The sequence below is a fragment of the Pseudomonas sp. PvP001 genome (assembly GCF_040546375.1).
Taxonomy (GTDB): Bacteria; Pseudomonadota; Gammaproteobacteria; order Pseudomonadales; family Pseudomonadaceae; genus Aquipseudomonas; species Aquipseudomonas coleopterorum.
This window is the reverse complement of record NZ_JBEPNQ010000001.1, coordinates 1,720,537-1,736,996: the sequence shown is the minus strand read 5'-3', so window position 1 is coordinate 1,736,996 and position 16,460 is coordinate 1,720,537. Positions and strand designations below refer to the sequence as shown.

Annotated in this window: 14 protein-coding genes; 13 read left to right on the top strand and 1 reads right to left on the bottom strand. The window is 61.3% G+C overall.

The window, feature by feature from the left end:
• Positions 1-24: 24 nt before the first annotated feature.
• The 7 genes from dnaK to ABMD26_RS07905 all read left to right on the top strand — a co-directional run bounded on the left by dnaK (position 25) and on the right by ABMD26_RS07905 (position 9,810).
• Complete coding sequence (dnaK, locus tag ABMD26_RS07935) at positions 25-1,998, top strand: molecular chaperone DnaK (protein WP_269082545.1); 1,974 nt, start codon at positions 25-27, stop codon at positions 1,996-1,998.
• Positions 1,999-2,184: 186 nt separating this feature from the next.
• A complete protein-coding gene (dnaJ, locus tag ABMD26_RS07930) occupies positions 2,185-3,312 on the top strand; it encodes a molecular chaperone DnaJ (RefSeq protein ID WP_049858660.1) in 1,128 nt (375 codons plus the stop codon).
• 17 nt (positions 3,313-3,329) lie between these two features.
• A complete protein-coding gene (gene dapB, locus ABMD26_RS07925) occupies positions 3,330-4,133 on the top strand; it encodes a 4-hydroxy-tetrahydrodipicolinate reductase (protein WP_354308860.1) in 804 nt (267 codons plus the stop codon).
• A gap of 296 nt (positions 4,134-4,429) precedes the next feature.
• Positions 4,430-5,566, top strand: coding sequence for a glutamine-hydrolyzing carbamoyl-phosphate synthase small subunit (carA, locus tag ABMD26_RS07920; RefSeq protein ID WP_049858662.1), 1,137 nt, complete (start codon positions 4,430-4,432; stop codon positions 5,564-5,566).
• 125 nt (positions 5,567-5,691) lie between these two features.
• Positions 5,692-8,913, top strand: coding sequence for a carbamoyl-phosphate synthase large subunit (gene carB / locus ABMD26_RS07915; RefSeq protein WP_049858663.1), 3,222 nt, complete (start codon positions 5,692-5,694; stop codon positions 8,911-8,913).
• On the top strand, positions 8,910-9,386 hold the full coding sequence (gene greA / locus ABMD26_RS07910; protein WP_090356213.1) for a transcription elongation factor GreA: 477 nt from the start codon (positions 8,910-8,912) through the stop codon (positions 9,384-9,386). The genes carB and greA overlap by 4 nt, the downstream gene beginning before the upstream one ends.
• A gap of 73 nt (positions 9,387-9,459) precedes the next feature.
• Positions 9,460-9,810 (top strand): MFS transporter, encoded by a 351-nt coding sequence (locus ABMD26_RS07905; protein ID WP_090361969.1) that lies wholly within the window; start codon positions 9,460-9,462, stop codon positions 9,808-9,810.
• 15 nt (positions 9,811-9,825) lie between these two features.
• Here ABMD26_RS07905 and ABMD26_RS07900 read toward each other — a convergent pair whose 3' ends face one another.
• Positions 9,826-10,134, bottom strand: a complete 309-nt coding sequence (locus tag ABMD26_RS07900; RefSeq protein WP_049858703.1) for a YhbY family RNA-binding protein — start codon at positions 10,132-10,134, stop codon at positions 9,826-9,828.
• Between the two features lie 100 nt (positions 10,135-10,234).
• Between ABMD26_RS07900 and rlmE the strand changes: the two genes are divergently transcribed.
• From rlmE to secG, 6 genes are all read left to right on the top strand, one after another.
• On the top strand, positions 10,235-10,879 hold the full coding sequence (gene rlmE / locus ABMD26_RS07895) for a 23S rRNA (uridine(2552)-2'-O)-methyltransferase RlmE (protein WP_049858665.1): 645 nt from the start codon (positions 10,235-10,237) through the stop codon (positions 10,877-10,879).
• A 197-nt stretch (positions 10,880-11,076) separates the two neighbouring features.
• Positions 11,077-12,987, top strand: coding sequence for an ATP-dependent zinc metalloprotease FtsH (gene ftsH / locus ABMD26_RS07890; protein WP_049858666.1), 1,911 nt, complete (start codon positions 11,077-11,079; stop codon positions 12,985-12,987).
• A gap of 36 nt (positions 12,988-13,023) precedes the next feature.
• The gene (folP, locus tag ABMD26_RS07885; protein WP_122743198.1) at positions 13,024-13,875 is read left to right on the top strand and encodes a dihydropteroate synthase; all 852 of its coding nucleotides are present in this window, start codon (positions 13,024-13,026) and stop codon (positions 13,873-13,875) included.
• A gap of 16 nt (positions 13,876-13,891) precedes the next feature.
• On the top strand, positions 13,892-15,232 hold the full coding sequence (glmM, locus tag ABMD26_RS07880) for a phosphoglucosamine mutase (protein WP_049858668.1): 1,341 nt from the start codon (positions 13,892-13,894) through the stop codon (positions 15,230-15,232).
• A 66-nt stretch (positions 15,233-15,298) separates the two neighbouring features.
• Positions 15,299-16,054, top strand: a complete 756-nt coding sequence (tpiA, locus tag ABMD26_RS07875; RefSeq protein WP_134723065.1) for a triose-phosphate isomerase — start codon at positions 15,299-15,301, stop codon at positions 16,052-16,054.
• Positions 16,055-16,058: 4 nt separating this feature from the next.
• Positions 16,059-16,445: a preprotein translocase subunit SecG gene (secG, locus tag ABMD26_RS07870; protein ID WP_082223522.1), complete on the top strand. Its 387-nt coding sequence runs from the start codon at positions 16,059-16,061 to the stop codon at positions 16,443-16,445.
• Positions 16,446-16,460 lie beyond the last annotated feature (15 nt).

The window sequence follows — 16,460 nt, the reverse complement described above, 5'->3', positions numbered from 1 at the left end:
AAGTGCTACCGCAGACAGCCACCACTGTCGCGGCAACCAAATCCAAAATTTTCGGGCCTTAGTGCCAGGAGAAGAAACATGGGCAAGATTATCGGTATCGACCTGGGGACCACCAACTCCTGCGTCTCCATTCTGGAAAACGGCAAGGCCAAGGTCATCGAGAACGCCGAAGGCGCTCGCACCACACCTTCGATCATCGCGTACGCCAACGACGGCGAGATCCTCGTCGGTCAGTCGGCCAAGCGTCAGGCGGTCACCAACCCGCATAACACCCTGTACGCGGTGAAGCGTCTGATCGGTCGTCGTTTCTCCGAAGACGTCGTGCAGAAAGACATCCAGATGGTGCCTTACAAGATTGTCGAAGCTGACAACAAGGACGCCTGGGTTGAAGTCAACGGCAACAAAATGGCTCCGCCACAGATCTCGGCTGAAATCTTGAAAAAGATGAAGAAGACCGCCGAAGACTACCTGGGCGAAGCGGTGACCGAAGCGGTCATCACCGTGCCAGCCTACTTCAACGACAGCCAGCGTCAGGCCACCAAAGACGCCGGTCGTATCGCGGGTCTGGACGTCAAGCGCATCATCAACGAGCCGACTGCCGCTGCACTGGCTTACGGCATGGACAAGGCCAAGGGCGACCACACTGTCATCGTTTATGACCTGGGTGGCGGTACCTTCGACGTGTCCGTGATCGAAATCGCCGAAGTCGATGGCGAGCACCAGTTCGAAGTGTTGGCCACCAACGGCGACACCTTCCTGGGTGGTGAGGACTTCGACATCCGCTTGATCGACTACCTCGTCGACGAGTTCAAGAAAGAAAGCGGCATGAACCTCAAGGGTGATCCGCTGGCCATGCAGCGCCTGAAGGAAGCTGCGGAAAAAGCCAAGATCGAACTGTCCTCGAGCCAGTCGACCGACGTCAACCTGCCGTACATCACTGCAGACGCGACCGGTCCGAAGCACTTGAACGTGAAGATCTCCCGCGCCAAGCTGGAATCGCTGGTCGAAGACCTGGTTCAACGCACCATCGAGCCTTGCCGCACCGCCATGAAAGACGCCGGTATCGACGTTGGCGCGATCAACGACGTGATCCTGGTCGGTGGTCAGACCCGTATGCCGCTGGTACAGAAGCTGGTGACCGATTTCTTCGGTAAGGAAGCTCGCAAGGACGTCAACCCTGACGAAGCCGTTGCCATGGGTGCTGCCATCCAGGGTGCCGTACTGGCCGGCGACGTGAAGGACGTACTGCTGCTCGACGTCAGCCCGCTGACCCTGGGTATCGAAACCATGGGTGGCGTGATGACTGCGCTGATCGAGAAGAACACCACGATTCCTACCAAGAAATCGCAGGTATTCTCGACCGCCGACGACAACCAGGGCGCCGTGACCATCCACGTCCTGCAGGGCGAGCGCAAGCAAGCCGCGCAGAACAAGTCGCTGGGCAAGTTCGACCTGGCCGAGATTCCACCGGCTCCACGTGGCGTACCGCAGATCGAAGTGACCTTCGACATCGATGCCAACGGCATCCTGCACGTCGGCGCGAAAGACAAGGCCACCGGCAAGACTCAGTCGATCGTGATCAAGGCTAACTCCGGTCTGTCCGAAGACGAAATTCAGCAGATGGTTCGTGACGCTGAAGTCAACGCCGAGGAAGACCGCAAGTTCGAAGAGCTGGCCGCTGCCCGTAATCAGGGTGATGCACTGGTGCACTCGACTCGCAAGATGGTCGCTGACGCAGGTGACAAGGTCACCGCCGACGAGAAGACTGCCATCGAAGCGGCCGTCGTAGCGCTGGAAACTGCGGTCAAGGGCGACGACAAGGCAGCGATCGATGCCAAGGTCGAAGAACTGTCCAAGGTCTCCGCTCCAGTGGCGCAGAAGATGTACGCCGAACAGGCCGAGAAGCCTGAAGGTGCCGCTGCTCAGCCAGCGGAAGAAGCCGGCAAGCACGACGACGTCGTCGATGCCGAATTCGAAGAAGTCAAAGACAACAAGTAATTCTTGTTGGTCGGCCGGTTGACTGTGCTCGCACGGTGACTGGTAGGATGTCGCCGCGCGGGGGCTTGCTCCCGCGTTGGTGTGTCTGGAATACATGAATTTTAACAACATGCGACAGCGATCGGATGTTGGCGGCGCGGTCAGCGGCGCCCCTGCGTGCTGGCTCCCAAAAGAGTAAAAAGACTTATGGCAAAGCGTGACTATTACGAGGTTCTGGGGGTGGAGCGAGGCTCCAGCGAAGCGGATCTGAAGAAGGCCTATCGCCGCCTCGCGATGAAGCATCACCCGGATCGCAACCCCGACAGCAAGGAATCCGAAGAAGCCTTCAAGGAGGCCAACGAGGCCTACGAAGTGCTGTCCGACGCCAGCAAGCGCGCGGCATACGACCAGTACGGTCATGCCGGCGTCGACCCGAGCATGGGTGGCGGTGGCCAGGGCTTCGGCGGGCAGAATTTCTCCGACATCTTCGGTGATGTGTTCAGCGATTTCTTCGGTGGCGGCCGTGGCGGCAATGGCCGCGGTGGCGCCCAGCGTGGCAGCGACCTGCGCTACACGCTCGAGCTGAACCTGGAAGAAGCCGTGCGCGGCACCACGGTCAGTATCCGTGTGCCGACGCTGGTCAACTGCAAGCCCTGCGACGGCAGTGGCGCGAAGAAGGGCTCGGCGCCGATCACCTGCCCAACCTGTGGCGGTATCGGCCAGGTGCGTATGCAGCAGGGCTTCTTCTCGGTGCAGCAGACCTGCCCGCGCTGCCATGGCCAGGGCAAGATCATCTCCGACCCGTGCGATTCGTGCCACGGCGAAGGCCGTGTCGAAGAGTACAAGACCCTCTCGGTCAAGGTGCCTTCGGGCGTCGACACCGGCGACCGCATTCGCCTCTCCGGCGAAGGCGAGGCGGGCATGCAGGGCGGTCCGACCGGCGATCTGTACGTGGTCATCAACGTGCGCGAGCACGCGATCTTCCAGCGCGACGGCAAGCACCTGTACTGCGAAGTGCCGATCAGCTTCACCGATGCGGCCTTGGGCGGCGAGCTGGAAGTGCCGACTCTCGACGGTCGGGTCAAGCTGAAGATCCCGGAAGGTACCCAGACCGGCAAGCAGTTCCGTCTGCGTGGCAAGGGCGTTGCGCCCGTGCGTGGCGGTGGTGCTGGCGACTTGATGTGCCGAGTGGCGGTGGAAACGCCGGTCAACCTCAACCGCCGTCAGCGTGAATTGCTGGAAGAATTCCGCACTTCGCTGGAAGGCGACGAATCCCATTCGCCCAAGGCCAATGGTTGGTTCGAGGGTGTGAAGCGTTTCTTCGGCGACCTGTAAGGCATAAGGATTCGAGCATGCGACGTATAGCTGTGATGGGCGCCGCCGGGCGCATGGGCAAGACGTTGATCGAAGCAGTCCAGCAGGCGCCCGGCGCCGGTCTGACTGCCGCGGTCGATCGGCCGGACAGCACGCTGGTCGGCGCCGATGCCGGTGAACTGGCGGCGCTGGGTCGTATCGGCGTGCCGTTGTCGGGTGACGTGGCGAAGGTGGCGGAAGAATTCGATGTATTGATCGACTTCACTCATCCAACCGTGACCCTGAAAAACCTGGCGTTCTGCCGCAAGGCCGGCAAGGCCATGGTCATCGGCACGACCGGTTTCAGCCCCGAGGAGAAGGCGTTGCTGGCCGAGGCAGGCAAGGACATTCCGATCGTCTTCGCTGCCAACTTCAGCGTCGGTGTCAACCTGTGCCTGAAGCTGCTCGACACCGCAGCACGGGTGTTGGGTGACGATGTTGACATCGAGATCATGGAAGCCCATCACCGGCACAAGGTCGACGCCCCGTCGGGCACGGCAGTGCGCATGGGTGAAGTGGTTGCCAGTGCCTTGGGTCGCGACCTCAAGCAAGTGGCGGTCTACGGCCGTGAAGGCCAGACCGGTGCACGCGAGCGTCAGACTATCGGTTTCGCCACCGTGCGTGCCGGTGACGTGGTGGGTGACCACACCGTGCTGTTCGCCGCTGACGGCGAGCGCGTCGAGATCACCCACAAGGCCTCCAGCCGCATGACGTTCGCCAAGGGCGCGGTACGCGCCGCCCTCTGGCTCGACGGCCGTGCCCCAGGCTTCTACGACATGCAGGATGTGCTCGACCTGCATTGACTTCATCGCCCTAGTCACGCTCCCAAAGGTAAACGCTACCCCTGTGGGAGCGGGCTCTGCCCGCGAAGACGCCAGCCCCATCTCCGCAAATCCCTGCCCCCTGTCGCATCACGCGAACTTCCCACCGCATTCGCGGTAGACCAAAACCCCTCTTTTCTGTAAGCTACAGCTTTAGTGTGTCCACTAAAAGCGCGCAGATAATTCGATGAAAAGAAGCGGGGTGACGTATCCATACGGCATTCCGCTTTTTTACAACCTGCGATCGCCCTTTCAGGCTTTATTTACGGGAGGTCTTCTTGACTAAGCCAGCCATACTCGCCCTTGCCGATGGCAGCATCTTTCGCGGCGAAGCCATTGGAGCCGACGGGCAAACCGTTGGTGAGGTGGTGTTCAACACCGCCATGACCGGCTATCAGGAAATCCTTACCGATCCTTCCTATGCCCAGCAAATCGTTACCCTGACCTACCCCCACATCGGCAACACCGGCACCACGCCCGAAGACGCCGAGTCCGATCGCGTCTGGTCCGCAGGCCTGGTGATCCGCGACCTGCCGCTGGTTGCCAGCAACTGGCGCAACACGCTGTCCTTGGACGAATACCTGAAAGCCAACAATGTCGTCGCCATCGCCGGCATCGATACCCGCCGCCTGACCCGCATCCTGCGTGAGAAGGGCGCGCAGAACGGCTGCATCATGGCCGGCGACGACATCAGCGAAGAGGCCGCCATCGCCGCCGCTCGCGCCTTCCCGGGCCTCAAGGGCATGGACCTGGCCAAGGAAGTCAGCACCAAGGACACCTACCAGTGGCGCTCCAGCGTCTGGGACCTCAAGTCCGACAGCCACCCCGACGTGCCCAACAGTGAATTGCCGTACCACGTGGTCGCCTACGACTACGGCGTCAAGGTCAACATCCTGCGCATGCTCGTCGAGCGCGGCTGCCACCTGACCGTGGTGCCGGCGCAAACCCCGGCCGCCGACGTGCTCGCGCTCAACCCCGATGGCGTGTTCCTGTCCAACGGCCCTGGCGATCCAGAGCCCTGCGACTACGCTATCCAGGCGATCAAGGAAGTGCTGCAGACCGAGATTCCGGTGTTCGGTATCTGCCTGGGTCACCAGTTGCTGGCCCTGGCCGCCGGCGCCAAGACCGTCAAGATGGGTCACGGCCACCACGGCGCCAACCACCCGGTGCAGGACGTCGACAGTGGCGTGGTGATGATCACCAGCCAGAACCATGGTTTCGCGGTAGACGAAGCGACGCTGCCGGGCAATGTGCGTGCGATCCACAAATCGCTGTTCGATGGCACCCTGCAGGGCATCGAGCTGACCGACAAGGCCGCCTTCAGCTTCCAGGGTCACCCTGAAGCCAGCCCTGGCCCCAACGACGTCTCGCCACTGTTCGACCGCTTCATCGAATCGATGGCCAAACGCCGCTGATTCCTGTCGGACCCGTGTGTAACGCGCGCCCCGGCTGGCCCCGTTGAAGACGGACAGGCCGCCAGGGCGCCGCCCAATAAAGTCCAGGCGGGCAGCCGGCTGAACTGCGCAATTGAGTGAGAACCATGCCAAAACGTACAGACTTGAAAAGCATCCTGATTCTTGGTGCCGGCCCGATCGTCATCGGCCAGGCCTGCGAATTCGACTACTCCGGCGCCCAGGCCTGCAAGGCCCTGCGCGAAGAGGGTTACCGCGTCATCCTGGTCAACTCCAACCCGGCCACCATCATGACCGACCCGGACATGGCCGACGCCACCTACATCGAACCGATCAAATGGCAGACCGTGGCCAAGATCATCGAGAAGGAACGTCCGGACGCCGTGCTGCCGACCATGGGTGGCCAGACTGCCCTGAACTGTGCCCTGGACCTGGAGCGCGAAGGCGTGCTGGCCAAGTTCGGCGTGGAAATGATCGGCGCCAACGCCGACACCATCGACAAGGCCGAAGACCGCTCGCGCTTCGACAAGGCCATGAAGTCCATCGGCCTGGCCTGCCCACGCTCGGGCATCGCCCACAGCATGGAAGAAGCCAACGCAGTCCTCGAGAAGCTCGGTTTCCCGTGCATCATTCGTCCTTCGTTCACCATGGGCGGCACTGGCGGCGGCATCGCCTACAACCGTGAAGAATTCGAAGAAATCTGCGCCCGCGGTCTGGACCTGTCGCCGACCAAGGAACTGCTGATCGACGAATCGCTGATCGGCTGGAAAGAGTACGAGATGGAAGTGGTCCGCGACAAAAAGGACAACTGCATCATCGTCTGCTCGATCGAGAACTTCGACCCGATGGGCGTGCACACCGGCGACTCGATCACCGTCGCACCGGCGCAGACCCTGACCGACAAGGAATACCAGATCCTGCGCAACGCCTCCCTGGCGGTCCTGCGCGAGATCGGCGTGGAAACCGGCGGTTCGAACGTGCAGTTCGGTATCTGCCCGAACACCGGCCGCATGGTCGTCATCGAAATGAACCCGCGTGTGTCGCGTTCCTCGGCGCTGGCCTCCAAGGCCACCGGCTTCCCGATTGCCAAGGTCGCGGCCAAGCTCGCCGTCGGCTACACCCTCGACGAACTGCAGAACGACATCACCGGCGGCAAGACCCCGGCGTCCTTCGAGCCGTCGATCGACTACGTCGTCACCAAGCTGCCGCGCTTCGCCTTCGAGAAATTCCCCAAGGCCGACGCCCGCCTGACTACCCAGATGAAATCCGTGGGTGAAGTCATGGCCATCGGCCGGACCTTCCAGGAATCCCTGCAGAAAGCCTTGCGTGGTCTGGAAGTGGGCGTCTGCGGCCTGGACCCGAAAGTCGACCTGAGCAGCCCTGAAGCCAGCGGCATCCTCAAGCGCGAACTGACCGTGCCGGGCGCCGAGCGCATCTGGTACGTCGCCGACGCCATGCGCGCCGGCATGAGCGTGGATGCCATCTTCGACCTGACCATGATCGACCGCTGGTTCCTGGTGCAGATGGAAGACCTGATCAAGGAAGAAGAGAAGGTCAAGACCCTGGGTCTGGCCGATATCGACAAGGCCTTGATGTTCCGCCTCAAGCGCAAGGGCTTCTCCGATCAGCGCCTGGCCAAGCTGCTGGGCATCACCGACAAGAACCTGCGTCGCCACCGCCACAAGCTGGAAATCTTCCCGGTCTACAAGCGCGTCGACACCTGCGCCGCCGAGTTCGCCACCGACACCGCCTACCTGTACTCCACGTACGAGGAAGAGTGCGAAGCCAACCCGTCGGACCGTGACAAGATCATGATCCTGGGCGGTGGTCCGAACCGTATCGGCCAGGGCATCGAGTTCGACTACTGCTGCGTTCACGCGGCCCTGGCCCTGCGCGCCGACGGTTACGAGACCATCATGGTCAACTGCAACCCGGAAACCGTCTCCACCGACTACGACACCTCCGACCGTCTGTACTTCGAGCCGTTGACGCTCGAAGACGTGCTGGAAGTGGTGCGCGTCGAGAAACCCAAGGGTGTCATCGTCCAGTACGGTGGCCAGACCCCGCTGAAACTGGCCCGCGCGCTGGAAGAAGCCGGCGTGCCGATCATCGGCACCAGCCCGGATGCCATCGACCGCGCCGAAGACCGCGAGCGCTTCCAGCAGATGGTCCAGCGCCTGAACCTGCTGCAGCCGCCGAACGCCACCGTGCGCAGCGAAGAAGAAGCCATTCGTGCTGCCGGCACCATCGGTTATCCGCTGGTCGTGCGTCCTTCCTACGTGCTGGGCGGCCGTGCCATGGAAATCGTCTACGAACTGGACGAGCTCAAGCGCTACCTGCGTGAAGCCGTGCAGGTGTCCAACGACAGCCCGGTACTGCTCGACCACTTCCTCAACTGCGCCATCGAGATGGACGTGGACGCGGTGTGCGATGGGACCGACGTGGTCATCGGCGCGATCATGCAGCACATCGAGCAGGCCGGCGTTCACTCCGGTGACTCGGCGTGCTCGCTGCCACCGTACTCGCTGCCGGCTCACGTGCAGGACGAAGTGCGCGAGCAGGTCAAGAAGATGGCCCTGGAACTGGGCGTTATCGGCCTGATGAACGTGCAGCTGGCCCTTCAGGGCGACAAGATCTACGTGATCGAAGTCAACCCGCGCGCTTCGCGTACCGTGCCGTTCGTGTCCAAGTGCATCGGCACCTCGCTGGCGATGATCGCGGCGCGTGTCATGGCCGGCAAGACGCTGAAGGAAATCGGCTTCACCCAGGAAATCATTCCCAACTTCTACAGCGTCAAGGAAGCGGTGTTCCCGTTCGCCAAGTTCCCAGGCGTCGACCCGATCCTCGGCCCGGAAATGAAATCCACCGGTGAAGTGATGGGCGTCGGCGACACCTTCGGCGAAGCCTTCGCCAAGGCCCAGATGGGCGCCAGCGAAGTGCTGCCAACCGGCGGCACCGCGTTCATCAGCGTGCGCGACGACGACAAGCCACTGGTGGCGGGTGTCGCTCGCGACCTGATCGCGCTGGGCTTCGAAGTGGTCGCCACCGCAGGCACCGCGCGCGTCATCGAAGAAGCCGGTCTGAAAGTACGTCGCGTGAACAAGGTGACCGAAGGCCGTCCCCACGTGGTCGACATGATCAAGAACGACGAAGTCACCTTGATCATCAACACCACCGAAGGTCGCCAATCGATCGCCGATTCTTACTCGATCCGTCGCAACGCCTTGCAGCACAAGATCTACTGCACCACGACCATTGCCGCTGGCGAAGCGATCTGTGAAGCGCTGAAGTTCGGTCCGGAAAAGACCGTACGCCGTTTGCAGGATCTCCATGCAGGACTCAACGCATGATCAAATATCCAATGACCGTCCAGGGCCATCGCGCCCTGGAGGTAGAACACGAGTTTCTCAGCAAGACCGAGCGTCCGCGCTTGAGTCAGGCCATCGGTGAGGCGCGCGAATTGGGCGACCTCAAGGAAAACGCCGAATACCATGCCGCCCGCGAGGAGCAGGGGATGGTCGAGGCACGTATCCGCGACATCGAAGGCCGTTTGCAGAATGCTGTGGTGATCGACGTCACCACGATTCCGAAAACCGGCAAGGTGATCTTCGGCACGACCGTGGAAATCGCCAATGTCGATACCGACGAGCGCGTGAAGTACAAGATCGTGGGAGAGGATGAAGCCGACATCAAGGGCGGCAAGCTGTCCCATGGCTCGCCCATCGCACGTGCCCTGATCGCCAAGGAAGAGGGCGATGTGGTTACCGTGAAGACGCCCGGTGGCGTGATCGAGTACGAGATTGTCGAAGTCGCCCACATTTGATCGGCCGCAGTCCCGGCAGGTAAGCGCCGTCATCTGGCAACTGACCCAGACGCTTTGGGTCGGTGGCCTGTGGATGCTGCATTTCGGTGTGCTGCCAGCGCTGGTCAAGGTAGGCCTCGCGCCGCTGCTGGTGGAAGACATCGGTAGCCAGACAGGCTCCATGCTGATGGGGTTCGCCGGTTTCTGCGCGGTGCTGCAACTGCTGTTGCTGGCACGGCTGCAAGGTGCGGCGTGCCTTGTGCGCGACGCGCGCGGGCAGCTGTTGTGGGCGGTATTGGTGGCGTGCGCGGCGTACTTCGCCGTGGCCTGGATGCTGGCCGATGCAGTGCGCTGGCAGTTGTTGTGCTATCTGGTGGCGGGCGTTACCGGCCTGGTGCTGGTGGTGCAGCCGGTGCCCTCGAGGGCGCGCAGGGCGCGACCTTGAGGATCGGCATGAGCATCAGCGGAATCGATGCACGTTCGACAGCTGCTTGTTCACTTGCGGGTTCTTGCGGTAAACCAGTGCCATCTTGCCGATGACCTGGACCAGATCGGCACGGCCGACCTTGCACAGTTCGGCAACGGCTTGCAGGCGTTGTTCGCGGTCGAGGATGTTGAGTTTGATCTTGATCAGCTCGTGATCGCTCAAGGCGCGTTCGAATTCTGCTAAAACACCTTCAGTCAAACCGTTGTCGGCAACCATCAAAACCGGCTTGAGATGGTGACCAATCGATTTGTACTGTTTCTTCTGCTCCTGAGTGAGCGGCATAATCTGACCCTTCATCTGATCTTGTAAAAAGCGGCGGCCAGTTTACCCGAGCGCCCTCGGCTCCGCCCAGTTAATCACGACCCGTTATTCGAGGTGCCCCGTGGCCCGTTCCAAGACAAGCCTCAATTGGCTGAAAGAACACTTCAACGATCCCTACGTCAAAATGGCGCAGAAAGACGGGTATCGTTCGCGTGCAAGCTACAAGCTGCTGGAAATACAGGAGCGCGACCGCCTGATCCGTCCTGGCATGAGCGTCATCGACCTGGGCGCAGCGCCCGGAGGCTGGTCCCAGGTGACCAGTCGTCTGATTGGTGGCCAGGGTCGCCTCATTGCGTCCGACATCCTGGAAATGGACAGCATCCCCGATGTCACTTTCATTCAGGGCGACTTCACCGAAGACGCGGTGTTGGCGCAGATCCTGGCAGCCGTCGGCAATTCGGAAGTCGACCTTGTGATTTCCGATATGGCCCCCAATATGAGTGGACTGGCCGCAGTCGACATGCCTCGTGCGATGTTTCTCTGCGAGCTGGCGCTCGACCTGGCCAGCCGGGTCCTGCGTCCGGGCGGTGATTTCCTGATCAAGGTCTTCCAAGGTGAAGGCTTCGACGTGTATCACAAGACCGTTCGGCAGATGTTCGAGAAGGTACAGATGCGCAAGCCTTCCTCGTCCCGTGACCGCTCCCGCGAGCAGTACCTGCTGGCCCGCGGTTTCAAGGGTGTGGAAAAGCCGGACCAAGAGGTCTGAGGCTGTCGATAGCTTTTATTAAATGGCGCGGCATGCTGAGCATAAACGAAGATTACGCAGTCAAAGTTTCACAAAAGGTTACAGACGCCGCCTGCGGAGCCGCAGGCAATGTAGTAAGTTTGGCCGGTGAACATCATGCGAAGCACGCCTGCGCGGGTTGCGGGTAGCAGGCTTCAGAGGGTAGCGAATTGAACGATATGGCAAAGAATCTGATCCTGTGGTTGATCATCGCCGCCGTCCTGGTGACGGTCATGAACAACTTCTCCAGCCCCAACGAGCCGCAGACCCTCAACTATTCCGACTTCATCCAGCAGGTGAAGGACGGCAAGGTCGAACGCGTTGCGGTCGATGGCTATGTCATCACCGGCAAGCGCACCGACGGCGATGCCTTCAAGACCATCCGGCCCGCCATCCAGGACAACGGCCTGATCGGCGATCTGGTAGACAACAAGGTCGTGGTCGAAGGCAAGCAGCCTGAACAGCAAAGCATCTGGACCCAGCTCCTGGTGGCCAGCTTCCCGATCCTGGTGATCATCGCGGTGTTCATGTTCTTCATGCGCCAGATGCAGGGCGGGGCAGGCGGCAAGGGCGGCCCGATGAGTTTCGGCAAGAGCAAGGCGCGCCTGCTGTCCGAAGATCAGGTCAAGACCACCCTGGCTGACGTCGCCGGTTGCGACGAAGCCAAGGAAGAAGTCGGCGAGCTGGTAGAGTTCCTGCGCGATCCGGGCAAGTTCCAGCGCCTGGGTGGTCGTATTCCCCGCGGCGTGCTGATGGTCGGCCCGCCCGGTACCGGTAAGACGTTGCTGGCCAAGGCCATCGCCGGTGAAGCCAAGGTTCCGTTCTTCACCATTTCCGGTTCGGACTTCGTCGAGATGTTCGTCGGCGTCGGTGCCAGCCGTGTGCGTGACATGTTCGAGCAAGCCAAGAAGCATGCGCCCTGCATCATCTTCATCGACGAAATCGATGCCGTGGGTCGTCATCGTGGCGCTGGCATGGGTGGCGGTCACGACGAACGCGAGCAGACGCTCAACCAGTTGCTAGTCGAGATGGACGGTTTCGAAATGAATGACGGCATCATCGTCATTGCCGCGACCAACCGTCCTGACGTACTCGACCCTGCGCTGCTGCGTCCAGGCCGCTTCGACCGTCAGGTCGTGGTAGGGCTTCCGGACATCCGTGGTCGCGAGCAGATCCTCAAGGTGCACATGAAGAAGGCGCCGTTGGGCGACGATGTGAACCCTGCTGTCATCGCTCGCGGTACGCCAGGCTTCTCTGGTGCCGATCTGGCCAACCTGGTCAACGAGGCTTCGCTGTTCGCTGCCCGTAATGGCAAGCGCCTTGTCGAGATGAAAGAGTTCGAACTCGCCAAGGACAAGATCATGATGGGCGCCGAGCGCAAGACCATGGTCATGTCCGAGAAGGAAAAGCAGAACACTGCCTATCACGAAGCGGGCCACGCCATCGTCGGTCGCGTCGTGCCCGAACACGATCCGGTCTACAAGGTCTCGATCATTCCCCGTGGTCGTGCCCTGGGTGTGACCATGTTCCTGCCTGAAGAGGATCGCTACAGCCTCTCCAAGCGTGCGCTGATCAGCCAGATCTGCTCGCTGTACGGCGGTCGTATCGCCGAAGAGATGACCCTGGGCTTCGATGGCGTCACCACCGGTGCCTCCAACGACATCATGCGTGCCAGCCAGATCGCCCGGAACATGGTGACCAAGTGGGGCCTGTCCGAGAAGCTCGGCCCACTGCTCTACGCCGAAGACGAAGACCAGGGCTACCTGGGTCGTGGCGGCGGTGGTGGCGCAGCAGCCGTATCGGGTGAAACCGCGAAGGTGATCGACTCCGAAGTGCGCAGCATCATTGACCAGTGCTATGGCACGGCCAAGCAGATCCTCACCGACAACCGCGACAAGCTGGATGCGATGGCAGATGCGCTGATGAAGTACGAAACGATCGATGCCGATCAGATCGACGACATCATGGCCGGCCGTACGCCACGTGAGCCTCGCGACTGGTCCGGTGGTGGTTCGGGTCCTTCGGGCACGACCATCGCACCGGATCCGCGTCCTGAGACACCCATCGGTGGTCCAGCGGCCGAAGTCTGAAACACGACGTCTCGCGCTTGATACCTAAGGTTTGACATGACCCCTTCGCAATACCCCACTCGGTTGCCTTGCGGCAACCGAGTTCTCGATCTGACCCAGACGCACGTCATGGGTATCCTCAATATCACTCCCGACTCTTTCTCCGATGGCGGCCGGTTCAACCAGCGCGATCTTGCCCTGCGTCATGCGCAGGCCATGGTCGAGGCGGGTGCCACCCTCATCGACATCGGTGGCGAGTCGACACGTCCGGGCGCTCGCCCGGTCTCCGTGGTCGAAGAGCTGGAGCGTGTCGCGCCATTGGTCGAAGCGATCAACCGCGAACTCGATGTGATCATTTCGGTGGACACGTCCACTCCGGCCGTCATGCGCGAAAGTGCACGGCTTGGCGCTGGCCTGATCAACGATGTGCGCGCGTTGCGCCGTGACGGCGCGCTGGACGCTGCGGCGGCCACCGGCCTGCCGGTTTGCCTGATGCACATGCAGGGCGAGCCTGGCACCATGCAGGATCACCCTCATTACGATGACCTGCTGGGCGAAGTGTCGAGCTTTCTCCTCGAACGGATGCAAGCCTGCGCTTCGGCAGGCATCCCTGCTGAGCGTATACTGCTCGACCCAGGCTTCGGCTTCGCCAAATCGCATGCGCACAACCTCAGCCTGTTCAAGCACATGCAGGCACTGCATGCGCTCGGGCGGCCCTTGCTGGTGGGTGTTTCGCGCAAGAGCATGGTTGGCCTGGCCCTGAACAAGCCCGTGACCGAGCGCCTCAACGGCAGCTTGGCCCTGGCCGCCCTGGCGATGACCAAGGGGGCAAAGATCCTGCGCGTCCACGATGTGGCCGAAACGATCGATGTCGTTCGGATGATCGCCGCCGTTGAAGCGGCCGAATAAGAATTACGGAGTACTTATGAGCAGGAAATATTTTGGCACCGACGGCATTCGTGGCCGTGTCGGCGAGTACCCGATCACCCCTGACTTCATGCTCAAGCTGGGTTGGGCGGCGGGCATGGCGTTCCGCAAGATGGGCGCCTGCCGCGTATTGGTCGGCAAGGACACGCGCATCTCCGGCTACATGTTCGAGTCAGCGCTGGAAGCCGGCTTGTCAGCGGCTGGCGCCGACGTGCTGCTGCTGGGCCCGATGCCAACGCCTGCCATTGCCTACCTGACGCGCACGTTCCATGCCGAGGCCGGTATCGTCATCAGCGCCTCGCACAATCCGCACGATGACAACGGCATCAAGTTCTTCTCCGGTCAGGGCACCAAGCTGCCTGACGAAGTTGAATCGATGATCGAAGAGCTCATGGATGCACCCATGACCGTGGCCGAGTCCAGCAAGCTGGGCAAGGTTTCACGCATCAACGATGCCGCTGGCCGCTACATCGAATTCTGCAAGAGCAGTGTGCCCACCACCACCGATTTCGCCGGTCTCAAACTGGTGATCGATTGTGCGCATGGCGCCACTTACAAAGTTGCCCCCAACGTCTTTCGCGAGCTGGGTGCGCAGGTCACCGTACTGTCCGCAGCGCCCGACGGCCTGAACATCAACGACAATTGTGGCTCCACCCACATGGAAGCGCTGCAGGCTGCCGTGCTGATCGGGCACGCGGACCTTGGCATCGCCTTCGACGGTGACGGCGACCGCGTCCTGATGGTCGACCATACCGGCGCCATCGTCGATGGCGACGACCTGCTGTTCATCATCGCGCGCGACCTTCAGGAGCGCGGCAAGCTGCATGGCGGTGTAGTGGGGACGCTGATGAGCAACCTGGGGCTGGAGTTGGCCTTCAAGGACCTGTCCATCCCGTTCGTGCGCGCCAGCGTCGGCGACCGCTACGTCATGGCCGAGCTCAAGGAGCGCGACTGGCAGCTGGGCGGCGAGAATTCCGGACACATCGTCTGCTGCCATCACACCACCACGGGTGACGCGATCATTGCTGCGTTGCAGGTGCTGCTGGCCCTCAAGCGTCGTGATGAAACCCTTGCCCATGCCCGCCAAGGGCTGCGCAAGTGCCCTCAAGTATTGGTCAACGTGCGCTTCGCCGGTGGCGACGTCAATCCGGTCGAGCATCCTTCGGTCAAGGAAGCGTGCGAGCGCGTCACCCAGGCCATGGGTGGGCGTGGGCGGGTACTGTTGCGCAAGTCCGGGACCGAGCCGCTGGTGCGGGTAATGGTCGAAGGCGACGACGAAAAGGTCGTGCGTGGCTATGCCGATGAGCTTGCCAGGCTGGTGAGTGAAGTTTGCGCCTGAATACGGCTTGCCAGTGAACGTTGCGTTGGGTAACATCTGCGCCCACTTTGATCGACGAGGTACAGCATGCGTCGCCCCATGGTAGCTGGTAACTGGAAAATGCATGGTACCCGCGCCAGCGTCGCTGAGCTGATCAAGGGTCTGTCTGATCAGTCCTTGCCCGACTCTGTCGAGGTTGCGGTGTTCCCACCTCTGCTGTTCATCGACCGTGTGGTCGAGGGTCTGCAGGGGAGCAAGGTCGCAGTCGGTGCTCAAAACTGCGCGGTTCAGGCCGAGCAGGGTGCGCTGACCGGTGAAACGGCTTCGAGCCAGTTGGTCGATGCCGGGTGTTCACTGGTACTGATCGGCCATTCCGAGCGTCGCCAGGTCATCGGCGAAGGTGAGCAGCAGTTGATCGAGAAATTCCGCGCCGCGCAAGCGGCCGGCCTGACGCCAGTGCTTTGCATAGGGGAAACCCTGGAAGAGCGCGAAGCCGGTCAGACATTGGATATTGTAGGTCGTCAGCTGGGCAGTGTGGTTACAGCCCTGGGTATCGAAGCGTTCACCCATGCGGTGATCGCCTACGAACCGGTCTGGGCCATTGGCACCGGGCTGACGGCCACGCCGCAACAGGCTCAGGATGTGCACGCTGCCATCCGCGCCCAGTTGACGGCAGAAGATGCCAAGGTCGCACAAGCTGTGCGGCTGTTGTACGGCGGTAGCGTCAAAGCGGCCAATGCGGCCGAACTGTTCGGCATGCCGGATATCGATGGGGGCCTGATTGGTGGTGCTTCCCTGAATGCAGATGATTTCGGTGCGATCTGTCGCGCCGCGGGAAACTGAGAAAATGCTGGAAACAGTCGTAGTCGTTCTTCATCTGTTGGGTGCCCTGAGCGTCGTCGCTCTGGTTTTGCTGCAACAGGGTAAAGGTGCGGACGCTGGCGCGTCGTTCGGGGCAGGTGCATCAAATACTGTCTTCGGAAGCCAAGGTTCCTCTACCTTTCTTAGTAAGTTTACTGCTATACTTGCCGCCTGTTTCTTCATAACCAGCTTGGGGTTAGGTTACTTTGCTAAAGAGAAAGCTCAACAGCTGACTCAAGTAGGTTTGCCAGATCCAGCGGTTATCGAAGCACCACGGCAGAAGCCGGCTACAGATGATGTTCCGGTGCTTCAAGAGCAAAAGACCGATGCGGCTCCTGCTGCTGACGTTCCTCAGGCTCAAGAGCAAAAATGATTCTCGAAAGAGCAT

What these genes read in the sequence shown, in the direction of transcription:
- carB (WP_049858663.1), top strand. Translation starts at nt 5,692, where the DNA reads ATGCCAAAACGTACAGACTTGAAAAGCATCCTGATTCTTGGTGCCGGC.
- tpiA (WP_134723065.1), top strand. Translation starts at nt 15,299, where the DNA reads ATGCGTCGCCCCATGGTAGCTGGTAACTGGAAAATGCATGGTACCCGC.
- ftsH (WP_049858666.1), top strand. Translation starts at nt 11,077, where the DNA reads ATGGCAAAGAATCTGATCCTGTGGTTGATCATCGCCGCCGTCCTGGTG.
- dapB (WP_354308860.1), top strand. Translation starts at nt 3,330, where the DNA reads ATGCGACGTATAGCTGTGATGGGCGCCGCCGGGCGCATGGGCAAGACG.
- dnaJ (WP_049858660.1), top strand. Translation starts at nt 2,185, where the DNA reads ATGGCAAAGCGTGACTATTACGAGGTTCTGGGGGTGGAGCGAGGCTCC.
- ABMD26_RS07905 (WP_090361969.1), top strand. Translation starts at nt 9,460, where the DNA reads ATGCTGCATTTCGGTGTGCTGCCAGCGCTGGTCAAGGTAGGCCTCGCG.
- folP (WP_122743198.1), top strand. Translation starts at nt 13,024, where the DNA reads ATGACCCCTTCGCAATACCCCACTCGGTTGCCTTGCGGCAACCGAGTT.
- glmM (WP_049858668.1), top strand. Translation starts at nt 13,892, where the DNA reads ATGAGCAGGAAATATTTTGGCACCGACGGCATTCGTGGCCGTGTCGGC.
- greA (WP_090356213.1), top strand. Translation starts at nt 8,910, where the DNA reads ATGATCAAATATCCAATGACCGTCCAGGGCCATCGCGCCCTGGAGGTA.
- ABMD26_RS07900 (WP_049858703.1), bottom strand. Translation starts at nt 10,134, where the DNA reads ATGCCGCTCACTCAGGAGCAGAAGAAACAGTACAAATCGATTGGTCAC.
- secG (WP_082223522.1), top strand. Translation starts at nt 16,059, where the DNA reads ATGCTGGAAACAGTCGTAGTCGTTCTTCATCTGTTGGGTGCCCTGAGC.